This is a genomic window from Pelosinus sp. IPA-1 (genome assembly GCF_030269905.1).
Classification (GTDB): domain Bacteria; phylum Bacillota; class Negativicutes; order DSM-13327; family DSM-13327; genus Pelosinus.
The window spans coordinates 81,748-106,383 of sequence record NZ_BSVC01000008.1; the positions used below are offsets into that span (position 1 = coordinate 81,748).

General features: G+C 36.1%; 32 protein-coding genes, 1 other RNA gene and 1 pseudogene. 29 read left to right on the top strand and 5 right to left on the bottom strand.

Annotated elements, in window-relative coordinates:
• Positions 1-39 precede the first annotated feature (39 nt).
• Positions 40-386: a transfer-messenger RNA gene (ssrA, locus tag QSJ81_RS19215) on the top strand.
• A 432-nt stretch (positions 387-818) separates the two neighbouring features.
• On the opposite strand, the pseudogene QSJ81_RS25760 reads toward ssrA, so the two are convergent.
• The 3 genes and pseudogenes from QSJ81_RS25760 to QSJ81_RS19225 all read right to left on the bottom strand — a co-directional run.
• Positions 819-1,847 (bottom strand): annotated as a pseudogene (locus QSJ81_RS25760) (recombinase family protein); the annotation flags it as partial.
• Positions 1,848-2,031: 184 nt separating this feature from the next.
• Positions 2,032-2,769: a hypothetical protein gene (locus QSJ81_RS19220; protein WP_285718955.1), complete on the bottom strand. Its 738-nt coding sequence runs from the start codon at positions 2,767-2,769 to the stop codon at positions 2,032-2,034.
• A gap of 52 nt (positions 2,770-2,821) precedes the next feature.
• Positions 2,822-3,214 (bottom strand): hypothetical protein, encoded by a 393-nt coding sequence (locus QSJ81_RS19225; RefSeq protein ID WP_285718956.1) that lies wholly within the window; start codon positions 3,212-3,214, stop codon positions 2,822-2,824.
• A 173-nt stretch (positions 3,215-3,387) separates the two neighbouring features.
• Between QSJ81_RS19225 and QSJ81_RS19230 the strand changes: the two genes are divergently transcribed.
• Positions 3,388-3,681 (top strand): hypothetical protein, encoded by a 294-nt coding sequence (locus tag QSJ81_RS19230; RefSeq protein ID WP_285718957.1) that lies wholly within the window; start codon positions 3,388-3,390, stop codon positions 3,679-3,681.
• Positions 3,682-3,730: 49 nt separating this feature from the next.
• Here QSJ81_RS19230 and QSJ81_RS19235 read toward each other — a convergent pair whose 3' ends face one another.
• On the bottom strand, positions 3,731-3,907 hold the full coding sequence (locus tag QSJ81_RS19235; protein ID WP_285718958.1) for a TraY domain-containing protein: 177 nt from the start codon (positions 3,905-3,907) through the stop codon (positions 3,731-3,733).
• Between the two features lie 118 nt (positions 3,908-4,025).
• On the opposite strand from QSJ81_RS19235, the gene QSJ81_RS19240 reads away from it, so the two are divergent.
• The 12 genes from QSJ81_RS19240 (at position 4,026) to QSJ81_RS19295 (ending at position 10,793) form a co-directional block, all read left to right on the top strand.
• Positions 4,026-4,184 carry a hypothetical protein gene (locus QSJ81_RS19240; RefSeq protein ID WP_285718959.1) on the top strand — a complete coding sequence of 53 codons (159 nt, stop codon included), beginning with the start codon at positions 4,026-4,028 and terminating at the stop codon, positions 4,182-4,184.
• Between the two features lie 122 nt (positions 4,185-4,306).
• Positions 4,307-4,861, top strand: coding sequence for a hypothetical protein (locus tag QSJ81_RS19245; RefSeq protein ID WP_285718960.1), 555 nt, complete (start codon positions 4,307-4,309; stop codon positions 4,859-4,861).
• A gap of 138 nt (positions 4,862-4,999) precedes the next feature.
• On the top strand, positions 5,000-5,194 hold the full coding sequence (locus QSJ81_RS19250; RefSeq protein WP_285718961.1) for a hypothetical protein: 195 nt from the start codon (positions 5,000-5,002) through the stop codon (positions 5,192-5,194).
• Positions 5,195-5,443: 249 nt separating this feature from the next.
• Positions 5,444-6,202 carry a rolling circle replication-associated protein gene (locus tag QSJ81_RS19255; RefSeq protein WP_285718962.1) on the top strand — a complete coding sequence of 253 codons (759 nt, stop codon included), beginning with the start codon at positions 5,444-5,446 and terminating at the stop codon, positions 6,200-6,202.
• A 100-nt stretch (positions 6,203-6,302) separates the two neighbouring features.
• Positions 6,303-6,536 (top strand): hypothetical protein, encoded by a 234-nt coding sequence (locus QSJ81_RS19260; protein ID WP_285718963.1) that lies wholly within the window; start codon positions 6,303-6,305, stop codon positions 6,534-6,536.
• Positions 6,537-6,573: 37 nt separating this feature from the next.
• Positions 6,574-6,963, top strand: a complete 390-nt coding sequence (locus QSJ81_RS19265; protein WP_285718964.1) for a hypothetical protein — start codon at positions 6,574-6,576, stop codon at positions 6,961-6,963.
• A 5-nt stretch (positions 6,964-6,968) separates the two neighbouring features.
• Positions 6,969-7,490, top strand: coding sequence for a hypothetical protein (locus QSJ81_RS19270; RefSeq protein ID WP_285718965.1), 522 nt, complete (start codon positions 6,969-6,971; stop codon positions 7,488-7,490).
• 15 nt (positions 7,491-7,505) lie between these two features.
• Positions 7,506-8,273: a ParA family protein gene (locus QSJ81_RS19275; protein ID WP_285718966.1), complete on the top strand. Its 768-nt coding sequence runs from the start codon at positions 7,506-7,508 to the stop codon at positions 8,271-8,273.
• Between the two features lies 1 nt (position 8,274).
• The gene (locus QSJ81_RS19280) at positions 8,275-9,627 is read left to right on the top strand and encodes a ParB/RepB/Spo0J family partition protein (RefSeq protein WP_285718967.1); all 1,353 of its coding nucleotides are present in this window, start codon (positions 8,275-8,277) and stop codon (positions 9,625-9,627) included.
• Between the two features lie 125 nt (positions 9,628-9,752).
• Positions 9,753-10,040, top strand: coding sequence for a hypothetical protein (locus QSJ81_RS19285; protein WP_285718968.1), 288 nt, complete (start codon positions 9,753-9,755; stop codon positions 10,038-10,040).
• Positions 10,037-10,240 carry a hypothetical protein gene (locus QSJ81_RS19290; RefSeq protein ID WP_285718969.1) on the top strand — a complete coding sequence of 68 codons (204 nt, stop codon included), beginning with the start codon at positions 10,037-10,039 and terminating at the stop codon, positions 10,238-10,240. Before QSJ81_RS19285 ends, QSJ81_RS19290 begins: the two co-directional genes overlap by 4 nt.
• Positions 10,241-10,310: 70 nt before the next feature.
• Complete coding sequence (locus QSJ81_RS19295; protein WP_285718970.1) at positions 10,311-10,793, top strand: hypothetical protein; 483 nt, start codon at positions 10,311-10,313, stop codon at positions 10,791-10,793.
• A gap of 599 nt (positions 10,794-11,392) precedes the next feature.
• Here the strand turns inward: QSJ81_RS19295 and QSJ81_RS19300 are convergent.
• Entirely contained in the window at positions 11,393-11,950 is a 558-nt protein-coding gene (locus QSJ81_RS19300; RefSeq protein ID WP_285718971.1) for a recombinase family protein, read from the bottom strand.
• 530 nt (positions 11,951-12,480) lie between these two features.
• Between QSJ81_RS19300 and QSJ81_RS19305 the strand changes: the two genes are divergently transcribed.
• The 15 genes from QSJ81_RS19305 (at position 12,481) to QSJ81_RS19375 (ending at position 24,621) form a co-directional block, all read left to right on the top strand.
• Entirely contained in the window at positions 12,481-12,795 is a 315-nt protein-coding gene (locus QSJ81_RS19305) for an HNH endonuclease (RefSeq protein WP_285718972.1), read from the top strand.
• Between the two features lie 85 nt (positions 12,796-12,880).
• Positions 12,881-13,231 carry a hypothetical protein gene (locus QSJ81_RS19310; RefSeq protein ID WP_285718973.1) on the top strand — a complete coding sequence of 117 codons (351 nt, stop codon included), beginning with the start codon at positions 12,881-12,883 and terminating at the stop codon, positions 13,229-13,231.
• Positions 13,228-14,943, top strand: coding sequence for a terminase large subunit (locus QSJ81_RS19315; RefSeq protein ID WP_285718974.1), 1,716 nt, complete (start codon positions 13,228-13,230; stop codon positions 14,941-14,943). Before QSJ81_RS19310 ends, QSJ81_RS19315 begins: the two co-directional genes overlap by 4 nt.
• Positions 14,944-14,955: 12 nt before the next feature.
• On the top strand, positions 14,956-16,212 hold the full coding sequence (locus tag QSJ81_RS19320; protein WP_285718975.1) for a phage portal protein: 1,257 nt from the start codon (positions 14,956-14,958) through the stop codon (positions 16,210-16,212).
• Complete coding sequence (locus QSJ81_RS19325; RefSeq protein ID WP_285718976.1) at positions 16,205-16,900, top strand: head maturation protease, ClpP-related; 696 nt, start codon at positions 16,205-16,207, stop codon at positions 16,898-16,900. Before QSJ81_RS19320 ends, QSJ81_RS19325 begins: the two co-directional genes overlap by 8 nt.
• A complete protein-coding gene (locus tag QSJ81_RS19330) occupies positions 16,900-18,168 on the top strand; it encodes a phage major capsid protein (protein WP_285718977.1) in 1,269 nt (422 codons plus the stop codon). Before QSJ81_RS19325 ends, QSJ81_RS19330 begins: the two co-directional genes overlap by 1 nt.
• Positions 18,165-18,434 (top strand): X2-like carbohydrate binding domain-containing protein, encoded by a 270-nt coding sequence (locus tag QSJ81_RS19335; RefSeq protein ID WP_285719155.1) that lies wholly within the window; start codon positions 18,165-18,167, stop codon positions 18,432-18,434. Before QSJ81_RS19330 ends, QSJ81_RS19335 begins: the two co-directional genes overlap by 4 nt.
• A gap of 19 nt (positions 18,435-18,453) precedes the next feature.
• Positions 18,454-18,756 (top strand): head-tail connector protein, encoded by a 303-nt coding sequence (locus tag QSJ81_RS19340; protein WP_285718978.1) that lies wholly within the window; start codon positions 18,454-18,456, stop codon positions 18,754-18,756.
• On the top strand, positions 18,753-19,091 hold the full coding sequence (locus QSJ81_RS19345) for a phage head closure protein (protein WP_285718979.1): 339 nt from the start codon (positions 18,753-18,755) through the stop codon (positions 19,089-19,091). The genes QSJ81_RS19340 and QSJ81_RS19345 overlap by 4 nt, the downstream gene beginning before the upstream one ends.
• On the top strand, positions 19,088-19,516 hold the full coding sequence (locus QSJ81_RS19350; protein WP_285718980.1) for an HK97 gp10 family phage protein: 429 nt from the start codon (positions 19,088-19,090) through the stop codon (positions 19,514-19,516). Before QSJ81_RS19345 ends, QSJ81_RS19350 begins: the two co-directional genes overlap by 4 nt.
• A 14-nt stretch (positions 19,517-19,530) precedes the next feature.
• Positions 19,531-19,977, top strand: a complete 447-nt coding sequence (locus tag QSJ81_RS19355) for a phage tail terminator family protein (RefSeq protein ID WP_352230920.1) — start codon at positions 19,531-19,533, stop codon at positions 19,975-19,977.
• Between the two features lie 56 nt (positions 19,978-20,033).
• A complete protein-coding gene (locus QSJ81_RS19360; protein ID WP_285718982.1) occupies positions 20,034-21,119 on the top strand; it encodes a phage tail sheath subtilisin-like domain-containing protein in 1,086 nt (361 codons plus the stop codon).
• A gap of 72 nt (positions 21,120-21,191) precedes the next feature.
• Positions 21,192-21,620: a phage tail tube protein gene (locus QSJ81_RS19365; RefSeq protein WP_285719156.1), complete on the top strand. Its 429-nt coding sequence runs from the start codon at positions 21,192-21,194 to the stop codon at positions 21,618-21,620.
• A 32-nt stretch (positions 21,621-21,652) separates the two neighbouring features.
• Positions 21,653-22,072: a phage tail assembly chaperone gene (locus tag QSJ81_RS19370; RefSeq protein ID WP_285718983.1), complete on the top strand. Its 420-nt coding sequence runs from the start codon at positions 21,653-21,655 to the stop codon at positions 22,070-22,072.
• A 173-nt stretch (positions 22,073-22,245) separates the two neighbouring features.
• Positions 22,246-24,621, top strand: a complete 2,376-nt coding sequence (locus tag QSJ81_RS19375; protein WP_285718984.1) for a phage tail tape measure protein — start codon at positions 22,246-22,248, stop codon at positions 24,619-24,621.
• The last annotated feature ends 15 nt before the right edge of the window (positions 24,622-24,636 follow it).

The following is a 24,636-nucleotide window of genomic DNA, read 5'->3' on the forward strand; positions in this document are numbered from 1 at the left end:
CGTAGATAATTTCTTGCCTAAGATCATATTGTTGAAATCGGGGGCGTAATGGTTTCGACAGGGGTGGTTGTGGCATAGGTAGCGAGCCGGGATTCCATCAGCCCGTCAATACGGTGGAAAGTTATAAATGCAAACAACGAATACGCTTTAGCAGCTTAATGCTAACGTTCTACCGTCCCTCTTCCTGTGGGGAAGGCTAGGACGTCACAATGCAGGATACCTGAGGTCTAATTCTCCGCGGACCAACTGGGAAACTTTAAAGAGATAGCGCCAGCGAAGCTTGTCTGTAAGCGTCAATGGGGCGAAATCTAAAATACAGAATGCGCTCGGAGAAGCCTATGTAGTGATGCCTTTGGACAGGAGTTCGATTCTCCTCGCCTCCACCAGTCAAACGCAAAACGGAGACTGATGGATATTTCTTCGTTTTTAACTATAATTTTATCAACCCATACTTCACAAAGACTTCTGATATTTTCAGGAGTCTTTTCTAGTTGGGCCTGATTATTTATTGTTTCAGACACTTGTTCTTTTGTTAATAGTGCGGCAGATGCTTGTTCTATTTCTGCAATTTCTTCTTTAGTTCGTTCTAATTGAGTGACACTATTTTTATAGCGTTCTTTTAATAGATCATCAAACAGACCTTGTTCTGCCAAATCTAATAATTTACTAACTTTTGTTTCAAGTTCTTTTTTTACAGATTTTAATTGAGATAATTTTTGAGAGCTTTGTTTCATGAGCAATTCAATTTCTGCATTAATCACCTCGGTTAAACGGGGGATAGCATCTGGGGAAAGTATTTCAGTTTCTATTTTATCTAGTACCATTTTTTCTAGTTCTTCTTTTTTTACTCTACCTGTACCACAGTTATTTAAAGTTCGTTGTTGCTTGTCACATCGGTAATAGGAATAGACATTGCCGCGAGAAGTAACACGACCACCTGCCATTTTAGCACCACATTCACAATATACCAGACCTGATAATGTATATATTTCTTTAGCCTTGCCTGAACCGGGTGAATGCTTGTCTTCTGTCATGCGATTTTGAACTTGCATAAAAAGATCCTCGCTAATAATTGCAGGGATTGCGTTCGGAATTTCAATTTTTGCATCTGACTCTTTATGGCTATTTCGCTTTTCATTATGACCACCAGCAACGCGCCCGAAAATAAAAGTTCCGATATATTTTTTATTTTTAAATAAATCATGTAAACTGTTTTTACCAAAATTGTTACCAAATTTAGTTTTATAGCCTAACAAATTCAGTTCGTCAATTATTTTACCGTAGTGAAATCCCGCAGCTCTGCGGGTAAATATAAGTCGTATAATATTAGCTTCGGCTTCATTTATCACAAGTTTTTTAGTTGTAGGGTCTACATCATACCCAAGAGGTGGTTTGCCGCCAGTATGTATGGCTTGATATGCATTTTCTCTCAATCCCTTCTTAACCTCCACTGATAAATTCCTGCTGTAATATGCTGCCATGCCGACAAGCATAGACTCCATCATATTTCCTTCGGGTGAGTCATCTATGTTTTGCATTACATATTCTAATCTTACATTCAAATCCTGCAATTGTGCCTTATATCTATAATAATCATATTCATTTCGTGCGTTTCGATCTATTTTATGAAATACAATTACATCGAATAAACCTCTTTTAGCATCAGCGATCATTCGCTGAAAGCTAGGGCGGCTATCCGTCCTAGCTGAAAAAGCCTCATCAGTATATTCTTCCACAATTTTATATTTCTTATGTTTGCAATACTCCCTTCCTGCTCTAAGTTGAGCGGTAATAGATTCTTCGCGTTGGTTATCGCTAGAATATCTAGCGTATAATGCTGTTCTCATTTATTTGTCAATCCTTCCATATTGTATATGAAAGGTCAATCCGTTATAATGTAATTATGAATGGTGATTGACCTTTAGGTTAATTGCTTAAACTGCTTGGTGTTAGCGCACTAGGCAGTTTTTATAATTAAGACACAGCCTATTCTTCTAAATGATGGAATAGTGCTGTGTCTTTTATTGTTCATTACGTGTTATACAACCATTTATATTGTTTTGAAAAAATATCAAAAATTTTGTCTGCTGAGATATTACGCTGTTTTGCAAATTTTTCAATAATATCGTTATCATAAATATCTTTATTAACTTTACGCTCATTATCAATAGACGATCTACATTGTTTCCACAACTCAAATTCTTCGGGGGTAAGACGCTTTGACCAGTCTTTTTCTTCTATGGCATAAGAAAAGGAATCATCATTAGTGGAGTACTCTATTTTCCCTAGAGCTGCTACTTGATCGATATATTCAGGAGAATCATTTAGGAAGATAGTAAGTTCGCGGAAGTTATCTTTTTTCTTGGCTTCTTTTACTATTTCTTGTCCAAGTTGCTCAAGTTGTTTACGGTTTGCTTGTTCTTTGACAAGAACTTGATAAACAAAGTAGTCAGTCCTTCGCTTTTCAATTCTAACTACTTCATAAGAGGGTAATACTTGTTGTTCTATTTTCTTTTTATCTTCTTGAACAGGATTTTCCGTTTGTTTAGTCTGTTGTTGCTCGATTGTTTGTCTAGCAGAATCGTCTGTTGTGACTCTGACTAAAATAAAAAAAATTATGAGTATGGGAACCATTATTTTTAAAATCTTTTTACGGGTTGGTGCAACTGCTTCTTTTTTTGCCAAAATACTAGGTTTTATTAACCAGACAATTAGAACTAAAAAACATAATGAATATAAAAATGTAAATAAAGTATTGATATTAATCACCTCATAAGCTTATGTATTTCTTCGGTATGACTTCGATAATTTAAGTACTATCCTAACATCCCTTGGCAAAAGTAGCTGCTTGCTCATCAGCAGGAGCGATAGTATCAGCAACTTTGTGCATAGTATCTTTTTCATGCTCTTTCATACGACGATATTTTTCAATGAGTGCTTGCTCATCAGCTGAATATTGTTGTGGAACTGGTGCGTCTTCAGTCGAGTTTAAATATCCGGCAGCCTTTTGAAATTGTTCAGCAGTTACATCATTATATGCTTTGTTTGCCAGTTTTTTAATTATATCTGCACTTGGAGGACGTTTTGTTTTGCAACGCATGAGACGAGATATATAACCTGGGTCTACGTCGCTATCATTTCCGTATTTATTAATTGATCGATCACCAAGTGCTAGGTGTAATAAATCAGCGAATTGTTGACAGTTAAACGCCACATTCATGCCCTCCTTTATCTATTCTATAATTGTACTTTAATACATTGCCTACAAACAATAGAAGATATAAAAAAAATATTGTTAATAGACAATAAAATGACGTTGACTATTGTCTATAGACATGATAAGATTCTATTGTCAACAGACAATAGATGAAGGGGGAGGTGAGAATAGTGAAAGAATACATAAATATCAAAAAAATACTAGAATTAGCAGATAGTAAAAAATGGAGTATACCTGTTCTTGCAGATGAACTTAATATAGATTATTCCTATCTTTCTCGCGTTATTAACAAAGAAAAGCCTGGAGGAGCAAAATTGATACTAGGAGTACTTAACCTTTGTTTTAAAGAAGGATTAGACCATAAGGAGTATATTTTTTTAAATATACCATTGTCTACTGACAATGGCGATGTTTTACAGAATGAAACCAGCAGTACAGTAAACCCAATAAATCTAAGTGCATAGAGAGGGTCTGAGGGAATTTATTTAGGCAAGGGATGCTAAACAGGGTGAATTACTCATCAAGTTTAATTGTACCGTATTTTTCTTCATAAGCGTCTACATATCTTTTTACAATCAGTCCAACTTCTTTACTTAAAGAGCGGTCATGATTATCAGCAAGATACTGCAACTTAGCTCTAAGTATATCATCTTTAATTCGTACTGTTATGGGTGGCAATTTAGATGACATTTGCAGCTCCTCCTGATAGATATTCACATTCAAGGATAACACAAAAAGAACTGTAATGTTCGAAGTGCATCAGAGTGATGCAAAGTGATGCACTTACAGGAAAGGGGTGTATAAAATAATGGTTACTTTTGTAATAAATCGAAAAACTGGTGAAGAAAAAATAGTAGATGTTTATCATGACCCACGCGATAACCCCTTAGAAGCTACAGGTGCTTTATTTGCTGAAATGATAATTAAGCAAGGATTGCTTGAAAAGCTCAAAAGCCAATCTGCGTAATAAAAAAAGGCCCATCCATAGGACAGGCTAAAAGTGGGGTGAGGTTGTCCTCATAACTATATAGTATCAGATAACCTTGTCAGATAGTTTACCATTAATACGACAAAAAAAGGGGAATAAGTATGGATATTATGACAATAGCATCACCAGATGTGATTCAAAATGTTCAGGATATGCTTGAACTGGCACTTGCTTGCTGTGATCGACCACCTAAACAAATTGCTTATGACGTAGGTTATAGCGCGGACTCAATTCGTGCGGCATTAAGAGGTACAAGAAATATACCACTAAAGGCAAGGCAAAAGTTATCGAGCATTAATTTTATAGCAGCTGCCGCAGTAGCTCTAGAAGCAACGGGATTCAATAAGCTATTTGGTTATCAAAAAGTAGACAGGCATATACAACCAATGATTTTAAGGTTAAGAAAACAGGATAAAGAACTAGTCTATATCCTGGATGATCTACCAGTATTGCTTTTGGATAAAAATATTCGAGAAGATTTATCGGACAGTGAATTTGAAGAGGTTGAAATGGCAACACGAAAGCTTGTGGATCGTGCTAACTCGACTATAAATCTAATCATGGAACTAGAAGTAAGGTACAAGCTTGGACTGAGTAATTACCTACAAGGCAAAGAGAAAACGCCTGCTTTGCAGAGCAGACGTTTAACGAATTAATTAAATTTTCTTAAAGACATTGTATCATACATTACACTGTCATTCAAGGAGTGAAAGAGCATGGATAGATATTTTTACGAGGGATACGAAGACTCGAAAAATACACAGTGCAAGGGCATTAATGAGGGGGCGGGTTAAATGGCATGCAAATCATATCGACCACATAAATGTGGCACATGTCGTTATATTAGCAATTATCCTGGAACGGGTAAGAAAGTATGTTATGAACTGCAACGTGATAGTAATGATAAAAAAGTTGCAGTCCAGGTAACGGAAAACAAGAAAGCTTGTAATCATTTTCGTATTGCAGAAAAAATAGGAAGAGCGGTGTGAACAAACTAAAAACCCTTACAAGCTATTTGCAGTAGCCTGTGAGGGTTTCTAAAAAGATATACCAAATTTAAGGTTGACATAGAGGTTTTTACGTAATTAATTATAGCACATTATGCGTAAAAAGTCAGCCGACAAAGAGCTTAGATACCTTGATAAAAGTATTAATTTATCGACACATATCACTAATAAAGTATAGATAAATCAATACCTAATGGAAAAACAAATCAAGAATAAAAGTAGGTTGACAATATGGGATATTGGGAGAAGGAAGTTAGAGCTGGTAACACAATTGAAAAAACAAAATATAAGTCTGGAAGAAAAAACCTAAAGATTGAAATTGGCCCTAAAGTGAATGAAACATCAGATAAGCAAAAACGTCAGAATGATAAAAATGCTGAAAATAAATGCAGATGGGATATTAATGCAAATTTCAAAGCAGGAGATTGGTGGATTTGCCTTCGTTATCCTCCTAAAACAAAACCATCAAAAGAAAAAGTAAAAGCGGATATAGATAAGTTTTTCCGAGAAACACGAAAAGTATACCGAAAAGCAGGAAAAGAATTGAAATACATCATGAGTGTAGGGTTTGGGGAGCGTGGGGCGGTACATTTCCACCTTATCATGAACTACATTGAAGGTAAAAAAATTGCAGCTGTATGGTATAAAATCGCAGGAACAGAAGAAACACCGTACCCAAGAATAGAATTTACACCGATGGATAGCCGCCAAAATCACGGTAATCTTGCCTCATATATCATAAAAAATACTCTTGAAAGCTTTTATGATGAAAAACGCCGCATTTATGCAAAACGATATTGTAAAAGCAGTAATTTAAAAAAACCGAAAATAAAAGTAAGAAAAGTGAGTGCTAAAAATTGGCGAAAACCTAAGGCACCAAAAGGATATTACATTGATAAACAATATTCGTATGAAGGCTATAGCGATGATGGATACCAATATCAACATTATGTTTTAGTAAAAATACACACAGCGGAAGATGAAGATTAAAAAATACCACGTAAAAGGGGATGTTTATTACTTATATAGTACCAGATATCTTTGTCACATAGTTTATATAAAATACGACAGAAAAAAGAGGTGAAAAATTATGAGTAAGGTTAACCCCAAAAAAGTTTTAAGTGAAGAATTAATAAAGAGTATGCAAGAAACCGCTGCAATGATTGTTACTTATAGGGATGCACTTATTGAAAACGGCATATCAGAACAGGATGCTTTAAAAATGGCGATTGCTTACCAAGGGCAGCAGTTGGAAGTAGCTTTTAAGGCAAATATTGAACAACAAAAAATCATGTTATTAGGTAATGGTGAAAAATTAAATTAACAGAGGGGAAAACGTCATTATGAAAGGGGCGGGTTAAATGTATATCCATATAGGCTGGCTAATTCCGGTAATCATCATAGCCGGGATAATCGGGGTGTTTATTATAGGGCTTTGCGTGGCGGCAAAACGGGGAGATAAACGCCTAGAAAAGGAAAATTTAGTGGTATTGTGTGAAGAATGCCATAAGAAAGCCCATTTACATCATGCCTTGCCTAAAGTATACGGCGGCGGCAGTAGTTATATAGGCATTGATAGGGCTACCGGAGCAGACAGAACCAAATACTACTATATCCTAGCAAGACAAAACGGGAGAGCAATGATACAAGCACAATTACAAAGGTTGTTCGGGCAGATCAAGAAAAAACGCCGTCCTCGATGGCGGCAGATCATAAAGGCTGAAAATATAGCAAGAAAAAGGGGGGCGTAAAAATCATGAATGATTCTTTCTTTGTAGATACAAAAAAAGTAGCAAAGCAGGCAAGCGGCCTAGGGGAATTTATGATGATAGAATGTGATTCGGGGAATTTACTAGTAACTGGACAATTCGTATTAAACATTATGCCGGAACAATTCTTTTCAGTACGCTGTAAATTAGAAATACCGCGCCTTGGAGTTTGGTATTTCCAAACTAAAGATGGCCCAATGAAATCAGAACGCCAGCCGGGACTTAAAGAATGGGAAGATCGGTATAACTTCTGGTTAGATAATGCTGAAAAGAAACGAATTATCAATACACGGATAGAATTAGGCGGCTGTAATTTATATACAGACGGTGTTACATATAAGGCGATCAAACAAGAACGTCTAGGTATGTTACAACAAGCAGATGAACTAGCGTTATCGGGTAGTATGATCGTTATTGATGGTATGCATGTAATTGCACCAGTAACAGACAATGTATGGAAAAACAATAAATGGCTATGTAGATTGTCTGGAATGGATATAGAAGACTAAGAAGGAGGCGGGAAAATGAAAATTATAAGCATAGCAAATTTAAAGGGCGGAGTAGGGAAAACAGAGACAGCTATTAATATGTCTTGTGTCTTAGCGGATATGGGAAAACGGGTTTTAATTGTGGACAATGATATTCAATGCAATACATCAAAATTTTTTGAACTTATAGGAATGAAGCCAAGTATAGTCGAGGTATTTCAATCTAGTGGGGACAAAGAAATTTTACAGGCTGCAATTAAAAATACAAAAAATAAAAATTTGAGTATTTTGCCATCAACAATGGACTTAGCCGCCGTAAATATTGAAATGGCAAAAAATGGAGAGGTTACTATATTGCACGATTGCTTGCGTGAACTGGAAAATGATTTTGATTATATAATCATCGACAATGCGCCCAATATGACACCAAACGTTATTAATGCAATTATCGCGTCAAATGATATTATCGTTCCGACGGATATTGACGAATACGGCCTTGATGGATTAGACAATATCAGGGAGCAGGTGCAAATTGCCAGAGAAAGTGGACTGAATGACAGCATAAAAATAGTCGGTGTACTTATTACGAAATATAACGCCCGGACAAAGGTTGATAGGCAAGGGGCGGAAGAGTTGAGAAAATGCCCTGAAAATAAGCTATTTGACAACATGATTAATTTAACCGTAGAAGTAAAAAAAGCAAAGTTTAATAAAATCCCGTTAGTGAAATATGCAAGGCGGAATCCAGCAGCGCAAGCCTATATTGGCTTTGTAAATGAATATTTAAAGAGAGAGGGAGAATAAGATGGCTTTTGATATGTTAGCAGCAATGGGGAAAAGAACAGCGGCGGCAGCACCGTCTATTGTAATGATTGATATTGATAACCTCATTCCGAATACAAAAAACTTCTATCGCGTCGAAGGCGATTCAGAAATTGAAAAACAGAATGAGCAGTTAAAAGCGACGATTGAAATGTATGGAGTAAAGCAGCCGCTTATTGTAAAAACAGAAGGGAACGGAAAGTTTAGTATCATCGCTGGCGAACGTCGATATTTGGCCTGCCGAAGATTGACTGATGAAGGAAAAGAAAATTTTAAGTTAGCACCATGTATAGTTGAAAAGGCGCAAAGCGTAGAAGACGAACAAATTGAATTGATTATCACGAATCATCATAGGGACAAAGATCTTTCAGAAAAAATAGAAGAAGTTCGCCAGCTGTCAGAATTATTACAGAAAAAGAAAGAGCGTGGCGAAAAAATGCAGGGCAAATTACAAGATATTATTGCTGAAATGCTAAATATGTCAAAATCAGAAGTTGGGCGTTTACAGCAGATTGATAAAAATTTACAGCCAGAATTAAAAGAAGCTATTAAAAATAAGGATTTAGCTATGACATCAGCCGTTGAACTATCAAAGCTATCAGCGGCAGATCAGAAAGCGGTATATGAAAAGACGGGCGGGAAAGTAACTGCAAAAGAGGTAAAACAGTATCAGCAGGGAGAGCCAGAGAAGGCAGTTGTGTTAGAAAATTTAAACCTAGATGGGTTTGAAGAAAAACAGCAGAAAACGCAAGAAGTAAAATTCGAATTTGACGAATTTGGTCGGCGTGACTGGGGCGATATCCAGAGTTATAAAGAGTATGACGAAATTATTGATATCAAGGATGATCGTCTTTTCGAAAAGGGATATAGATTATATATAGTTCAAGATAAAGAAGATCAATTATGGCGTTCAACAGCGGCGCGTGGATTTATTGAAGTAGGGGCGGGACGTTGGCCTCATAGGGATAAAAAGAATCCTAAAGACAGCAAACTGTATCCAGCGTTTAATACACGAGATGAAGCATATATCAACGCTGTAAATAAAATGTTTTATAATGCCGATGATAAAACAGTATCCGTACTGAATGAACTTGGTTATATAAAACAAGAAGAAGAATCAGCTGTAAGTTCAGAAATGATTCAAGCGGCTATGACTATGCAAGCACTGCTGGAAAAAGCAATTGATAAGCGGGTGAATTTGATACAAGAAGCGAGAGCCAATAGGGATTTTAAAAAAGAAAAAGAGTTAGAAGCGGTTATAACATATATCGGTACAAGCCTTTTGCCGAAGGTGCAGGATGATCTATTCAAGATGAAAGGTCAGGATATTTTTTAAAGAATAAAAATTGTACCCAACTTGGGTACAAAATACGAAAGGAAGACTAGACCATATAAGCATGGCGGGAAAGTTATTTAGTGAAAAGGGGCGGGTAAAAACTGCCCGTTAAGGAGGATAGTATTATGAGTGATGTGATTGAACGGATAAAGAAGGGTGAAATAATTATACAAGCATTTGGGAGTGAGGATGGAATAAGCAAACTTTGTGAAGATGAACTTTTACGACTCGCCAAAATAGAAAAAGCGGTAATACAAGGAGTTAAAGAAATAATGCCTAATACAGCTTGCAAAGGTGCTTATCAATCTAGTACCTGTAATGATATAAATCGTGGTAATCATGGTTGCGTGTTGAAATATTATTGCCAGCAGTGCGATGAATGCCAATTTACTGGAGGGGGTGCAATAAAGTGAGAGAATATGAATACATAGCACGCCAACGATACTTAAACGATCCGCAATATCATAACCTTGTAAACCTTCTTGAAAGCCTCATGGATGAAACCGGAATATCACCTAATGAATTTCATGATGCTGTTAATTTAGCAGCGGATAGACATAAAGCAGATTATTATGAGATTAAGAAACTACAACCTAAAATTGAAAATAAGTAATTTATAAAGAGAGGCTAGACCTCTCTATTTCCACGTTAGGTAATAATTGATTTTATGGGGGTATGAGGACATGGCTGTAGCACTTATGGATTTTAAGAGACAAGATAAGATATCAGCAGATTGGTTACTGAATTGCCAAGAATACCGCAATCAATACCTAGTAGAACAAGAAAGTTATAGTGAATTATCTGCTACTACATATAGCGGTATGCCTCATGGTAGTGGTATAGGCAAACCAGCAGAAAATAAAGCCATCACACTTACCGACTTAGAAATAAAGAGACTTTGGATTATAACTATAGAGAATGCAGAATCTACTTTATCAAATAAGAAGAAGGCATTTTTGGAATTCAGGCGTAGAGCTGAGATAATAGAGAATGCAAAAGAAGTAGGGAGACCGGGGTGGGTTGATTATGTACAGGTTAGATATGCAGATTGGCATGAAAAGGAATATGGAAAGACTTGCCTATTAAGTAAAAACACTTTACATAGCTGGTGGAATGATATTGTTGATGTCACCGTAAGGATTGCTATAAAAAAGGGATGTTTTTAAAATAAATAATTTAGTAATGTTCCAAAATACCGTTTTTATAAAATATACTAAGAACATCAACAAAGCGGATAGCACCTTTCGGGGTGCTTTTATTTATGCCCTAATTTAGGAGGGATAACGTGAAAAAGAAACAAGTGAAACAACCTGAAACTTATACCGCTATCATCCATCCACCTGTTAAAAATAGCGGAAAGAAAGGCAGCAGGGTGACAGGGATATTAAAGTAACACAGAAACAGAAGAAAGTAAGGCTAACAGGAAAAGCATTTCGAATCTTTGTTGATGCTGTTAGAAAAAGAGACTCATGCAATTGTGTATTGTGTGGGTCTTATGTTTCTCCCGAGTATCCAATACACCATGAACCGGGTGGATGCAATAAGCAAGATATTATTAGTCAAGCCGTGACAATTTGTCATACTTGCCATATTGCTGTGCATGGGAAAAATGGGCATGAATTGCGGATGCGATTAAGGGAGTATTTAGAGGCGGTGAGTTGTAATGAATGATTGGTTAATTAAACGGTGGTTGCGTGTCAGATAATCAAATTCAATAAATAACAAAAAGACCAGAATTATCACGATAATGCTGGTCTTTAAGTATTTAAGATTCAATTTCCTTCACGCGGTTATACCAAGTACTCTTATTATAACCAGCCATATTCATAGCAGCCACGGCGGTTATTTCTTTAAGTTTCCATTTTTTATATGCTTCCATAAATTTTTCATTAACCTCTAATTTTGGTCTACCGTAGGGACGGCCTTCTGCTAATGCAATATCAATGCCTTCACGCTGGCGTTCCTTACTACATTCACGTTCAAACTGATAGATGGCACCAAAAACATTTAACTGTAAACGACCAGCTGGCGTTGTAGTATCAATGTTTTCTTTAAGGCTTATAAACCCGATTCCTTTATTAGCGAGCTGATCTATAATGGTTAACAAATCAAGCATGTTGCGAGCTAAGCGGCTAAAGCTTTCAACATAAATTGTATCTCCTTCTCTTGCAAAATGTAACATAGCTTGTAACTGTTCTCGATTGGTATCTTTGCCGCTTAGTTTGTCTTCGTAAAACCGATCAATGTTATGATCTTTCATTGCTTCTAATTGCCTAGCAACATTCTGATCTTTAGCTGATACACGGATATAAGCTATACGCATTTTCAAAACTCCTATTCATGAATATCTTACCAATAATATAACATTTCCGTTCTAAAAAGTCAAAGATAATTAATGGACGTTTGAAAAATAAAAAATAACATTTATGGAGTATTTGAGATCAAGAAAACTCTTTTTAAAAAACAGTCTATAAAAGCCTACTTTAATGGACATGAGATTTAAATTAACGGGGGTGATCGTGTGGGAGTAGAAGCAATTGATATAAATACGATGGATGAACGTCTAGCGTATGAATTTTATTTAAAACTTAAAGAAAGATTCGAAGTGAAAGTGGACTGTAACATATTTACAAATTGCAATTATGTTTGTAAATGCAAATGTAAATCCAACAAATTGAAAACATGAGGTATGCCATAGATATCAAATTTCAAATTCGAACTTGATTTTAGTTTTGATTTTGAATTTGGTTTTAGATTTATTTTTGATCTGAAATTCAATTTCAGATTTTAGTTCATTTCCAGTATTAAAAATGAATTTTTAATATGATTTTATATTTTTGTGTGGTGATTATAATGGCAAAAGAATTTGCAAAAGGATTTTACAATTCAGCAGCGTGGGTAAAATGCAGAGCGGCATATATTGCCAGCGTATTTGGCTTATGTGAGCGTTGTAAAAGGGTAGGGAAGATACTACATCATAAGATAGTGTTAACACCTCAGAATATAATAAACCCGTTGGTTACTTTGTCTTGGGATAATCTTATTTTTGTTTGTAAGGATTGTCATGAAGCAGAGCATAGCAATAGTGTTACTCGTAAAGATGTAATGTTTGATACACATGGGAACTTAATACAACGCATAGGCCCCCCTATCAACAATAGATTTTAATTTTCCCCAAGACCGGAGGTTCAGGTTCAAAAAACACACAGGACGCGCACGTGAGGGGGTGTGGTATAAAGTGAGGTGATTTTAGATGAGTTTGGAAAAAAATGAACGGATTGAAAAAGAAAAGCGTAGACTTTCAGGTATTTTTACCAAGATTGATCCTAAGAGTAAAAAGGCAATTCAGTCACTAATTGAGAATGCTGCATTTATGGCTATAACGCTGCAAGATTTACAAGAATCAATGAATAATGATGGCGTTATAAGCAAATATCAAAATGGTGAAAACCAATGGGGTACTAAGAAGTCTCCAGAGGTTGAAATATATAACACGATGGTTAAAAATCACGCGGCTATTATTAAGCAGCTGACAGAATTATTGCCAAAACCAGAACCACAGAAGGTTGACGATGGTTTTGAGAAATTTGTTGATAACAGATGAAAAAGGCAGCTGCTAAATGGATATGTTATCCGCTTGCTTACAATCCGGTAATTGAATATTTTAATTGGATAAATCAAAATAAAAGAAGTGTATCAAGTAAGATTTTTAAGGTTTACAAAGAACTAATCAAGGTAATTTATGATCCTGTTAGCGAGTGGGAATACAACCCTAAAAAAGCAAATCACGCTATAGAGTTTGTGGAAAATTACTGTAAACATTCTAAGGGGAAAATGGGCGGGAAGCCTTTTCTGCTTGAATTATGGCAAAAGGCACTAGTTGCCGCAACCTTTGGATTTGTTCATAAAATTGATGGAACTAGAAAATTTCAAGAAGTAATCTTAATAGTTGCCAGAAAAAACGGAAAATCTACGTTGGCTGCGGCGATTGGCTTATATATGCAAATTGCAGATTCTGAGCCGGGGGCCGAAGTTTACGCCTGTGCAACTAAAAAAGACCAAGCAAAAATTATATGGCTTGAAGCAAAAAGAATGGTCAAAAAATCACCAAGTCTGCTAAAGAGAATTAAGCCTTTGGTAGCAGAAATGGTGTCAGATTTTAACGATTCTTTTTTTAAACCATTAGGAGCAGATAGCGAGACGCTTGACGGCTTAAATGTTCATGCGGCCTTGCTTGATGAAATCCACGCATGGAAAGATAAAAATTTATATGACGTTATAGTAGACGGCGTAACGTCAAGAGAACAGCCTTTAATTTTTATTACAACAACTGCTGGGACAATTCGAGGCTCAGTTTATGACTTGAAATATGATGAAGCTGAACAAACAATAAACGGTTATGATGATCCAAACGGATATAAGAACGAAAGATTACTACCCATAATTTACGAACTAGACAGCCGTAAAGAGTGGACAGATGCTGTTTGTTGGATGAAGGCAAATCCTGGCCTTGGGACAATTAAGCAATTTAACCAGTTGAAAGCAAAAGTAGAAAAGGCACAAAAAAATCCATTACTAGTAAAAAATCTAACCTGTAAAGATTTTAATATTCGTGAAACTGTCAGCGAAGCATGGTTAACTTTTGAACAATTAGACAATCAAGCAACATTTGACGTTAAATCATTAAAGCCTCGCTATGGTATAGGCGGGGCCGATTTGTCCAGTACTACAGACTTAACATGTGCAACCGTTTTATTCATGGTGCCAGGAGATGAACACATTTATGTTTTACAAATGTACTTCCTACCAGAAGAGTTGCTTGAAAGCCGTGAACGTGATGATAAAATTCCTTATTCATTATGGCGGGATATGGGTCTACTTAGAACCACGCCGGGGAACAAATTACATCATAGCTTTGTAACTCAATGGTTTATAGAAGTACAGCAAGAGTATGACATTTACCTTCCGTGGTTCGGTTATGATGCGTGGTCAGCAACGTACTGGGTTGAAGAAATGAAAAATTATTTTGGAGAAGAAGCCGTGAATGATAAAGAAAAAGTACATCAGGGCAAGCAAACTTTATCAGGCCCAATGAAATCATTAGGGGCAGATTTAGAAGCAAAGAAAATTGTTTATAATAACAATCCAATTTTGAAATGGTGTATTTCAAATACGGCTATTGAAGTTGATAAAAACCTTAATATTCAGCCGTGTAAGACCAATAATCAGCGGCGAAGAATTGACGGTTTGGCAAGCTTGCTAGATGCCTATGTAGCACTTGAAAGACATTATGATGAATACTTAAATTTAATATAATTGGGGGTTTTGATGTTGGGCTTTAAAAATACTATAGCAAGATTTTTTAACCGTTCACCGACTGTAGTAAGATATGAACTTGTTACAGATCGTGGAAACGGTTTTTACTCATGGAATGGAAAGCTTTATAGATCAGATATTGTAAGAAGCTGCATAAGGCCCTTTTATAAGTCAGTGGGAAAGTTACTTGCAAAACAAATCAGGCAAAATGGCGCAGATTTAAAAATAAATCCAGATTTTTATATTAAAACCCTTCTTGAAGAACCAAATCCATATATGACAGGGCAAATGCTTCAGGAAAAACTAGCAATTCAGCTAAAACTTAATAACAATGCCTTTGCTTATATAAACCGCGATGATAATGGATTTGCAATGGAAATATATCCGCTTACTGCGGCGATTGCCGTTGAAGCAATCTATGATAATCAATATCAGCTTTATCTTAAATTCACCTTTCAGAATGGGAGAACAGCCACCTTTGCCTATGATGATGTAATTCATCTTCGTCAGGATTATTATAGCAATGACATTTTTGGTGAAGGAAATCAGGAAGTATTAGCTGGTTTAATGGAGATTGTTATCACCATTGACCAAGGAATAATTAAGGCCATAAAAAACGGTGCTGTTATCAAATGGCTCTTGCAATTTAAAGGTGTAATTCGGCCCGAAGATATTCAAGCGCAAACGAAAAAGTTCGTTGATGATTTTTTAAAGATTGATACTGAAAATAATGATTCTATTGCCGGGGCAGCTGGTACAGATTCTAAGGCTGATGTTAAGCAAATACAGCCAACGGATTATGTCCCTAATGCCTCACAATTAGAAAAGACAGTGCAACGGATTCAAAACTATTTCGGCACTAATGATAAAATTATTCAGTCAAAATTTAACGAGGATGATTGGAACGCATATTTTGAGGCCGAGATTGAACCATTTTCAATTCAAGCCTCTAATGAGTTTTCTCGGAAAATTTTTTCAAGGCGTGAGCGTAGCTTTGGAAATCGGATAATCTTTGAAGCTAATAGTCTGCAATATGCCAGCATGAAAACCAAGTTAGATTTGATGCAAATGGTTGATAGAGGCGCACTAACACCTAATGAATGGCGTTTAGTTTTAAACATGGGGCCAATAGAAGGTGGAGAAAAAGCAGTAAGGCGACTAGATACAGCAGTGGTAAATCAACTAATGGAAAGCTTTAACGCCTATAGTAACCAAATGGAAGAAATTAAAGCTCTAGTGGCTGGATTATTAAGTAAAGGAGGTGATTAAAATTCCGAAATTACAGGTCAGAGGCGTAATTGTTCCAAACAATTACCAAGATATTTATGATTATTTTGGCATTGAAGCGACAAGCCCAAAAAGCGTAAGTAATATACTGAAAAATCTTGTAGGTGAAAGCGTGGATGTTGAAATAAATAGTCCAGGTGGCGATGTGCCTTCTGGTTCTGAAATATATACAGCGTTGAAGGCATATCAAGGTAATGTCAATGTGCAAATTGTGGGTATGGCTGCTAGTGCGGCAAGTGTAGTTGCAATGGCTGGCGATAAAGTTTCAATTTCGCCAACAGCGCAGATTATGATCCACAATGTTTCAACCAGTGCAGCTGGTGATTATAGAGACATGCAACATGCAGCTGATGTATTAAAAAATATGAATACATCAATTTGTAACGCTTATACGTTAAAAACAGGCATGGAACAAGAAAGGTTACTGGATTTAATGAACCAAGAAACATATATGAATGCACAGCAGGCTAAAGAGTATGGGTTTGCCGACGAAATCATGTTCGACAATGAAAACAAGCTTGTTGCAAATGCCTGTTCATCTTTTTTATTGCCGCCTGAGGTAATAAATAAAGTTCGCAATCTACTTACTGATAAAAAAAATAAGAATCAAAATAATGCTCTAGCCGAAAGGGAACGGCTGGAGCTTTTAAAATTAAGGGGGAAATTATAATGGATAAAACAAAATATTTAGCAAAACGCAATGAAATGCTTCAACGTGCCGAGAATTTTATTAATGAGGGCAAAATTGAAGAAGCCCAAGCCATCAGAGGTGAAATTGAAAAACTGGATAAAGATTTTGAGGATGCGGCAAAAGAAATGGCAAATTTAAACGCGTTGCATAAGAATGCAGTGGTATTAGATTTTGCGAATAAGTCATTAAACCCGGTAGGCTCTCAGTCCTTAGATCAATTAAATCTTGATGGACAGCAGCAGGCCCCAAGTAAAAGCAAGTTGACCAATGAAGAAACAGAAACCTATAAAAATGCTTTTGCTAAGAATCTAATGGGCCTGCCGCATTCTAACACTGAAAGGGATTTATTTAACCGGATTAACGATGAATATAGTAACGCTTTGCAGACTTCTGCGGAGCATACTGTTCTTGTTCCTGAAACGGTAAAAAATCAAATCTGGCGGGAAATTGGGGAATTGCATCCTATCTTAGATGATTTGGCAATGACTTTTGTTCCTGGTGATTTAATCCTAATTAAAGAAGAAAATCCGCTTAAAAATGCTGATGCAGTCGTGGAAACTGATGAAGTTAATGATGATGATGATCTAGACTTTGGCGAATTGCATTTAACTGGGTGCGAGTTAGCCAAGACAATTACAGTAAGCTGGAAAATGAAAAAAATGTCCATTGATGCTTTTTTGGCTTACATTACCACAAAGTTAGCTGAAAAAATGAGCAATGGCCTTGCAAAATGGGTAGCAGAAGGAAAGGGAAAGCCGGGGGCGGGTGATACATGGAAACCGCAAGCAAGAGGTATTGTTGTTGCCTTGGAAGCCGAAGCAACTACGCCGCAGATTGTCACCTATTCGGATGCTGATCCTGTAACTTACAAAAAAATGACAGCGGCCCTAGCTAAAATTAAATCTGGATATTTAAAAGGGGCAGCTATTTACACCAAAAACGATATAATTTGGAACGTACTAGCCAATATTGTTGATGGCACTGGAAAACCTATTTTTGTTGCAGATTCTACCTCTGGCGGCGTGGGGCGTATTTTTGGCCTTGTTGTAAAAGAAGAAGATGCCGTTTCGGATGGAGAAATATTAATTGGCAACGTGTCCAGAGGATACGCAATGAATGCTAATGAAAACATTACCATGTATCAGCAAGAATTTGTTAAAGCAAGAAAAACCGATTATATGGGCTATGCCATTATTGATGGTGATGTAATGACCACTAAGGCATTTGCCTTAATAAAAAAGTCATAAATACCGTAAGCCCTGAAACAGCTACATTCAAAAAGGCCACTACCGCTGATGTAGTGTTTACGGTAACTAGTAGCGAAGCAGCCGCGACACTAAGCGCGGTTAAAAATGGAAGTGCGGTAGTAAATACTGCTAACTACACATTTAACAGCGGAGTTTTGACAATTAAGAAAGAGTATTTGGCAACACTTGCGAATGGTGATAAGACCTTTACAATTGTTCTGTCAATGGGAAGTAATTTGAGTGTTACTATTACGGTAGCGGATTAAACGGCTTTGGGGTGATGGTATGCTAATTAATGATGTTAAAGATTATTTGCGTGTCGATTCGGATATTGATGATGACACGCAAATCGTCGCCCTTATAACGGCAGCTAAGCAATATATTGTTAATCAAACAGGAAAGCAATATGTTGAAACAGATGAAGTGTGGAACTTGGCAATTAAAATGCTAGTGGCCCATTGGTACGAAAACCGGGAATTACATCCTAGTAAGCCAGGAACACTGGCAACCAATAGCCATACAGCTGATGCATTGATAAGCCATATTTCTTTGTGTTCTGCATATCCAACAGTGGGCGATTCGCAATGAACATAGGCAGCTTAGATAAAAAGATTACTTTTTTATCACAGGAAGAAGTTGAAAACGAATTAAGACTTACTGAATTAAAACCTATTAAAAAACTAACATGTTGGGCGAGAATTGAACCTTTGCGGGGGAAAGAATATTATGAAGCACAAAAAAATAAAACTGAAAACAGTTACAAAATAACTACACGGTATCATAAGAATCTTAGTGATTCGATGCTTATTCGATATCAAAATCAGTTTTTTGAGATTCAAAATATTGTTGATCCATATATGAAGCATATTTCACTTGAAATCTATTGTACTGAAAAGTCTAGGGGCGAAGGTGTTACAACATGAGTGATGATGGATTAAATTTTAATAATCTTAATGAATTTATGTCTGATATAAACCAAGTTGCAAATGAATTTCCCCTAGAGTCTGAAAAACGTCTGCAAAAAATCGGTAATAAATTTAAAAAAATCATCAAAGAAAAGTCGCCGGATAGTGGCAAGGCTACAAAACGAAAATTAAATAAGTCTTGGAAAAGTAAAATTGATGGTTATAAAGGCGAAGATTTAACTTGTGAAATATGGTCAACTAGTCCACATTTCCATTTAGTAGATCGTGGGCATGTGCTAAAGGATAAGAAAGGCAAGGTTAAAGGGTTTGTGCAGGGGAAACATTTTCTTGAAGCTACAGCGCAAGAGGTTGCCGCTAACATTGTACCGGATGAACTTGAAAAGTTTCAAAAGGAAATAGCAAATAAAATTGAAAAGGGGTGATGATATTGGATGATATGTTAAGACGAACTGAAATTATAAAAGCGGTAGCGGATATACTAAAAAATAAGTTTTCATATAGAATTTATTCTGATGAAATTATCGAAGGATTTAAGCAGCCTTGCTTTTTCTTTAAGTTAATTAAACGTACAGATATCCAAACTACCAATTTTAACGATAATCAATTATCTATTATCATCACTTATTTTTCTAGTCCAGAAAAAAATAAAGAAATTGAATACATGAATATGATAGATGATTTAAGCCAGCTTTTTAATATTGGCTTTAGGGCGGGAAAAAGATATCTGCATATTAAATCTTTTAGTGATGATCGAATCGGTGAGAAACAAGACATTTTACAAATAACGATTGCTATTGAATATCTTGATAGCACCGATAAGAAAACCGATGAAGAAATGGGTTATATACCTGCTACTACATTAGAAACAAAAACAAAATTTTGAACTGACTAATTTAGTCGGTTCTTTTTTATTGAAAATAAGAAAGGGATGATGAATAAATGGGGTTACCTAGCATAGCCATTGCATTCAAAGAAAAAGGCATAACAGCAATTAAACGTTCACAGCGTGGTATTGATGTATTAATTTTAAAAGAAGAAGACCCTACAAAGTTTACAAGTCCGTATACAATCTATACGACTACTGACATACCAAGTACTTTAAACGATTTTAACAAGGAACAAATTGAATTAGCTTTAATGGGCTATCAAACGTCACCTAAAAAAGTGCTGGTATATATCGAAAGCAAGACAGCAGAAAATTATAACGATATTTTAGTTACTCTTGAAAATCAACGGTGGGATTATCTTGTTATTCCAGAAATTGCAGATTCTGAAACGCAAACAATTGCGACTTGGATCAAAGGTATGCGAACCACTAAAGATAAAAAAGTAAAAGCGATTTTACCCAACATTAAAGCCGATAATGAAGGTGTAATTAATTTTACAAATTCAATTATTAAAACTAAAGCTAAAACTTTTACTACTGCTGAATACTGTTCACGTATTGCGGGATTGATTGCTGGTACGCCAATGACAATTGCTTGCACGTTTGCTCCGCTTTCAGAAGTGATTGAATGTGATACACATTCAAAAGAACAATATGATTCTAAAGTTGAAGCTGGTGAGTTGTTTTTCTTCAATGATGGCGAAAAAATCAAGATTGCGCGCGGCGTAAATAGCTTTACCACTACTATTCAAGATAAAGGCGACAGCTTTAAAAAGATAAAATTAGTTGATGCAATGGATATGATCCATGACGATATCAAGAAAACAGCAGAAGATAACTATTTAGGTAAATATGCTAACAGTTATGATAATAAATGTTTACTTATTTCAGCTATTCAAGGATATTTTGACCAACTTGAGCTTGACGGAATTCTTGATCCGAAAAAGAATAGCGTTGGAATTAATGTAGAACAACAAAAAGTATATTTGCTATCTATTGGTAGTTATACGGCGGATGAACTTGCCGAAATGACAGACCAAGAAATCAAAGAAGCAAATACAAAAGATAAAGTGTTTTTAAAGGCGAGTATCAAAATATTAGATGCAATTGAAGAAATAGACCTACCAATAATAATCTAAATAAAAGCTGGCATACGCTGGCTTTTATTTTATTTTCAAACAAGAAAGGCAGATGATATATAAATGAAAGGTATGGAAGCAAAACAAGTAATGAACGGTTCACAAGGTGAAATATGGATTGATAGCGATTACATGTCACAAGTGACCGAATTTAAAGCTACAGTAACGATTGATAAGAGCGAAATCAATATGGTTAAAAAACTATCTAAACAGTATAAAGTAACTGGTTTTACTTGTAAGGGTAGTTTAAAAATGAATCATGTATCAAGTTATATGATAAAAAAAATGAATGAGAACATGAAAGCGGGCAAGCAAACAGTTTGTACGATTATTAGTAAGCTAGATGATCCAGATGCGATTGGCTCTGAACGTATCGTAATTAAAGATGCAGTATTTGACGAATTAATTTTAGCGGATTGGTCAGCCAAAAAGATGGGTGAAGAATCCTACAACTTTACTTTTTCTGACTGGGACATCTTAGACACCGCAGACGAAAATTAAATTCTATTTAAATTGAAAAGGAATGATTATATATGAGTTTATTAGATAATTTATTAAAAGCGGATGTAGAAAAATTAACGGAAAAACCACATAAAAAATATGAAATAAAACGGTTATCACAAAAAATGAATATAAAATTTGAATTGGAATTGACTGCTTTAAAACCAGAACGTTATGCAGAAATTCAAAGAATGTCGGTGGAAATTGGTAAAAAAGGCGGCATTAGAGATGTTAATATATTTGAGCCAAAAATACTTACTTTGCTTGACGGCATAAAAGAGCCAAATTTGAAAGATCAGAAATTGTTGAATCATTTCAATGTCCTAACACCGAAAGAATTAATTTTGAAATTATTCTTATCTGGTGAAATTGATGATATTAAAGAAGAAATTAATATTTTATCTGGCTATGAAAAAGATGAAGAAGAAGTTGACGAAGAAATAAAAAACTAATTGAAACCGATCCAGAAGCACAATTATTATTTTATCTTTTTAGGTTTCATCATTATAAACCTAGTGAAATATATTGGCTTCCAATCGGTGAAAAACAAATTTTATATAGCTTCATGCGTTATGAATTAGAACAGAGAAAAAAAGAAGCCCCAAGCGAAGGGGATGATTAAAAAATGGCAAGGGTTATAGATGCAGTATTATCATTAAAAGATAAATTTAGTCCAACATTAAGACAAGTATCTAGAAATCTTGAAGAACAGTCGAAAATACATAAACGACTTGGTAAAGATATCGAAAGTACAGGTAAAAGTATTTCCAGTTTCGGCAAGGCTACAGCTTTTATTAGTGCGCCACTCGTTGCGGCGGCAGGTGCTGGCTTTGCTTTATCTCAAAGTTTAGATAAGTCAGCGGCTAGAGTTGGTATGTTGGGGCAAATGACAAGCGAGCAATCAGCGGTTATAAAAAAAGGTATTGTCGACCTATCCAATGCTACAGGTGTAGCCAGTGAAACGATTGCAGATGCTACGCAAAAGGCAATAACTGGCGGAATAAGTGCTGGCGATAGTATGAAATATATGGCTGAAAATATTAAGTATAGCAAAGTTTCTGGTATGGAACTAAGCCAGACGGTAGAAGTCACAAACGCCTATACTAAAGCCTATAATTTGACTATCGCTGATACTGTAAGATTAAACGATCAGCAAGTAATGACAGCACGTTTGGCAAAAGTTGAAATGTCGGCAATGAGTCCGGCACTTGCTGGCGTTGCTAAATCGGCGGCAGATGCAGGAATTTCTGTTCAACAAATGGACGCGGCGTATGTTATGATGGTACGCCGCGGCACAGATAACGGCAAAGCGGCTAGTTCGTTGGCTGGCTTATTTGATAGCTTTTCAAAAGCAAGTCCTAAAGCTATCAAAGCCGCGCAAGACTTCGGCATTGAATTAAATCAAGCTCACATTAAAGCGGTTGGTTTTCCGGCGTTTTTACAAGAAATACAAACAAAAACTGGCGGGAATCAAGCCGCTATTGGGAAAATAATTAAAGATGTTGAGGCATTTAAATTAGCGTTAAGCATGACAAGCGGTGACGGTGCAAGCGAATATCTTGACGTTTTAGATAAAATTCAAAATTCTGGTGGTGCTACCGCTGAAAGTCTAGCACGATTAAAAACACCAGCCGGAGAAACAGTTAAGGCTATGAATCAGATCAAAAACGCGGGCATTGAGCTAGTAGATGGTTTACAGCCGCTATGGACTAGATCAGCAACAACAATTAAACAAGTCGTTTCAGCTTTCAATTCATTAACTGACGAACAAAAAAACATGATATTTAGTGCTATGAAACTTATTATTGTTACAACTGTTATGTCTGGCATTATCGGTAAAACCGTTGGCATAGTTGGTAAAGGGGTTACTATGTTCGCAGATATCAGCGCAGGCATAACGAAAGCGGGTTCTTTAATTGGTTATTTAGCTACTAAATTTAGTACCTTGACTACAATTTTTAATGCAGTAGGTACAGCCGCAAAATTTTTATTTATGACACCAGTTGGATTGGCAATTACGGCAATAGTGATAGCTGCTTATTTAATTTATGACAATTGGGGAAAAGTAAAAGAGTTTTTTATTAATCTATGGGCGGGTATTGTAAATACCTTTAATTCAGCGGTAACGGCTATAAAAGGCTGGATGGATAAAATGGGTATCACTGAAAAATTACAAATGCTCATACCAAAAATCGCAACATTTATTGCCGCTTGCATTAGCTTGTTTTTGATATTTAAAAACGGTGTTATTGCTGTATTTATGGCGATTGCAAGCCCTGTAATCTCATTATTTAATATGTTGTGGACAGCAATTAACGGTCAAACATTGTCCAGCGGCGGCATGATTACAATAATACTAAAATTAATCAGTGCATCATTTGGTATCATGGTTAATTTAGTAGGTATATACCTAAACGGATTTTTAAATATTGTAGGTATAGTAGTTAGTGGCGTAATTAGCGTGTTTGGCGGGATAATTACGTTTATTACTGGTGTATTTACTGGTAACTGGGCTATGGCATGGCAAGGCGTTGTAGAAATATTTAGCGGTATCTTTAGTACAATAGAAGGTATTTGCAATACTGTTATGAGTACGATTAAAGCCGCTATAAATGCAGTGATTAGCGGTGTGAATTCAGTATCCGTTGATGTTCCAGAATGGGTTCCAGTAGTCGGCGGTAAACATTATCAACCATCTATACCAATGCTGGCAAAAGGTACTGATAACTGGGGCGGCGGTCTTGCAATGGTTCATGACGCGGGACCAGAAATAATTGACTTGCCGAATGGTAGCCGTGTTTATCCTCATGCTAAATCGTTAGATATGGCGCGCCAAGAAGGTCGTAAAGAATCAAGCGGCGGCAACGGTAGAACATTCAATATAGAAAAATTAGCGGATCAGATCATAATACGCGAAGAAGCAGACATTGACAAAATTGTTGAAAGGTTAGCTTTAAAGTTAAAATCTCACGCGATAAACCAGGCGGAAGGTGCTACTTAAGTACCTTCCGCTTAT

What these genes read in the sequence shown, in the direction of transcription:
- QSJ81_RS19235 (WP_285718958.1), bottom strand. Translation starts at nt 3,907, where the DNA reads ATGTCATCTAAATTGCCACCCATAACAGTACGAATTAAAGATGATATA.
- QSJ81_RS19240 (WP_285718959.1), top strand. Translation starts at nt 4,026, where the DNA reads ATGGTTACTTTTGTAATAAATCGAAAAACTGGTGAAGAAAAAATAGTA.
- QSJ81_RS19245 (WP_285718960.1), top strand. Translation starts at nt 4,307, where the DNA reads ATGGATATTATGACAATAGCATCACCAGATGTGATTCAAAATGTTCAG.
- QSJ81_RS19250 (WP_285718961.1), top strand. Translation starts at nt 5,000, where the DNA reads ATGGCATGCAAATCATATCGACCACATAAATGTGGCACATGTCGTTAT.
- QSJ81_RS19255 (WP_285718962.1), top strand. Translation starts at nt 5,444, where the DNA reads ATGGGATATTGGGAGAAGGAAGTTAGAGCTGGTAACACAATTGAAAAA.
- QSJ81_RS19260 (WP_285718963.1), top strand. Translation starts at nt 6,303, where the DNA reads ATGAGTAAGGTTAACCCCAAAAAAGTTTTAAGTGAAGAATTAATAAAG.
- QSJ81_RS19265 (WP_285718964.1), top strand. Translation starts at nt 6,574, where the DNA reads ATGTATATCCATATAGGCTGGCTAATTCCGGTAATCATCATAGCCGGG.
- QSJ81_RS19270 (WP_285718965.1), top strand. Translation starts at nt 6,969, where the DNA reads ATGAATGATTCTTTCTTTGTAGATACAAAAAAAGTAGCAAAGCAGGCA.
- QSJ81_RS19275 (WP_285718966.1), top strand. Translation starts at nt 7,506, where the DNA reads ATGAAAATTATAAGCATAGCAAATTTAAAGGGCGGAGTAGGGAAAACA.
- QSJ81_RS19280 (WP_285718967.1), top strand. Translation starts at nt 8,275, where the DNA reads ATGGCTTTTGATATGTTAGCAGCAATGGGGAAAAGAACAGCGGCGGCA.
- QSJ81_RS19285 (WP_285718968.1), top strand. Translation starts at nt 9,753, where the DNA reads ATGAGTGATGTGATTGAACGGATAAAGAAGGGTGAAATAATTATACAA.
- QSJ81_RS19295 (WP_285718970.1), top strand. Translation starts at nt 10,311, where the DNA reads ATGGCTGTAGCACTTATGGATTTTAAGAGACAAGATAAGATATCAGCA.
- QSJ81_RS19300 (WP_285718971.1), bottom strand. Translation starts at nt 11,950, where the DNA reads ATGCGTATAGCTTATATCCGTGTATCAGCTAAAGATCAGAATGTTGCT.
- QSJ81_RS19305 (WP_285718972.1), top strand. Translation starts at nt 12,481, where the DNA reads ATGGCAAAAGAATTTGCAAAAGGATTTTACAATTCAGCAGCGTGGGTA.
- QSJ81_RS19310 (WP_285718973.1), top strand. Translation starts at nt 12,881, where the DNA reads ATGAGTTTGGAAAAAAATGAACGGATTGAAAAAGAAAAGCGTAGACTT.
- QSJ81_RS19315 (WP_285718974.1), top strand. Translation starts at nt 13,228, where the DNA reads ATGAAAAAGGCAGCTGCTAAATGGATATGTTATCCGCTTGCTTACAAT.
- QSJ81_RS19320 (WP_285718975.1), top strand. Translation starts at nt 14,956, where the DNA reads ATGTTGGGCTTTAAAAATACTATAGCAAGATTTTTTAACCGTTCACCG.
- QSJ81_RS19330 (WP_285718977.1), top strand. Translation starts at nt 16,900, where the DNA reads ATGGATAAAACAAAATATTTAGCAAAACGCAATGAAATGCTTCAACGT.
- QSJ81_RS19340 (WP_285718978.1), top strand. Translation starts at nt 18,454, where the DNA reads ATGCTAATTAATGATGTTAAAGATTATTTGCGTGTCGATTCGGATATT.
- QSJ81_RS19345 (WP_285718979.1), top strand. Translation starts at nt 18,753, where the DNA reads ATGAACATAGGCAGCTTAGATAAAAAGATTACTTTTTTATCACAGGAA.
- QSJ81_RS19350 (WP_285718980.1), top strand. Translation starts at nt 19,088, where the DNA reads ATGAGTGATGATGGATTAAATTTTAATAATCTTAATGAATTTATGTCT.
- QSJ81_RS19355 (WP_352230920.1), top strand. Translation starts at nt 19,531, where the DNA reads ATGTTAAGACGAACTGAAATTATAAAAGCGGTAGCGGATATACTAAAA.
- QSJ81_RS19360 (WP_285718982.1), top strand. Translation starts at nt 20,034, where the DNA reads ATGGGGTTACCTAGCATAGCCATTGCATTCAAAGAAAAAGGCATAACA.
- QSJ81_RS19365 (WP_285719156.1), top strand. Translation starts at nt 21,192, where the DNA reads ATGGAAGCAAAACAAGTAATGAACGGTTCACAAGGTGAAATATGGATT.
- QSJ81_RS19370 (WP_285718983.1), top strand. Translation starts at nt 21,653, where the DNA reads ATGAGTTTATTAGATAATTTATTAAAAGCGGATGTAGAAAAATTAACG.
- QSJ81_RS19375 (WP_285718984.1), top strand. Translation starts at nt 22,246, where the DNA reads ATGGCAAGGGTTATAGATGCAGTATTATCATTAAAAGATAAATTTAGT.